This window comes from Bartonella sp. AA74HLJMH (genome assembly GCF_042197045.1).
In the GTDB taxonomy this organism is placed as follows: domain Bacteria; phylum Pseudomonadota; class Alphaproteobacteria; order Rhizobiales; family Rhizobiaceae; genus Bartonella.
Genome location: NZ_JBHIRJ010000118.1, coordinates 1 through 823 on the forward strand (window position 1 = coordinate 1; position 823 = coordinate 823).

The window sequence follows — 823 nt, forward strand, 5'->3', positions numbered from 1 at the left end:
TAAGGCTGGCATTTGCGACTATTTTTATATTTTTTACAAAACGGGCTGTTCAAGCGCTTCTTGACACTGCGCTGTGGTATGACAGCACCTGGACGACAAGCCGGAAGATTCTTTCCTTGAAAATTCTCACACCACGTTCCTGCCTCTGTATCTTTATAGCGGAATCCTGATTGAACCATACAAGAATCAATGAAAGCCTTTTTATTTAAACTTAACTTTCTATTTTCTGGATCCTTATCATAAGGGGTTGGCATACCACATTCTAACAATGCTTTTCCTATCTCAGTAAAATCAGTAACACCATTTTTCTCCCATGCGCTCAAATACCCCCCAGGAGTTTTATTAAACTGACATCCTGCAATACCTAACAAAGTTACAGCACTTAATAATTTTAGAGTTTGTTTCATTTTTTCCTCCATGATTTAATTCAAGGTTTTTGTTTTAAATGAGATGAGCCATACCTTTTTTGGCATTTTTGACCCGCATCTCCAAGGCAAGTATGGGAGCTTATGGGATTCATGATCACTCTCCACCATTCTTTCCACCAGTTACTGCCAGCAGGTATTGTCTCGTAGGTATAGCCATTGCCGCCAATAATTCTGCTGACAAAGTCATATCTATTCCCATCAAAACCAACAATGGTTTGTTTGCTATCACTCACATACCCTAACAGACCGGATGCAACTAAAACATTAAAGGCTGGTCCATAGAGATTGATAGTCGTGTTTTCGTTGGCTATACCGTGAACACCTTCTTGTTTGAAAGAATTCAGCATATTCCCCAATGTCATTGTCCCGCGACTATGTCCATAAAGTTCTAATCC

General features: G+C 39.6%; 1 protein-coding gene and 1 pseudogene. Both read right to left on the reverse strand.

Features of this window, described 5'->3' with window-relative positions; genetic code table 11:
* On the reverse strand, positions 1-407 hold a 407-nt coding region (locus tag ACFINH_RS10070; protein WP_375633031.1), incomplete at its 3' end, for a hypothetical protein.
* Between the two features lie 20 nt (positions 408-427).
* Positions 428-823: pseudogene (locus ACFINH_RS10075) on the reverse strand (filamentous hemagglutinin); the annotation flags it as partial.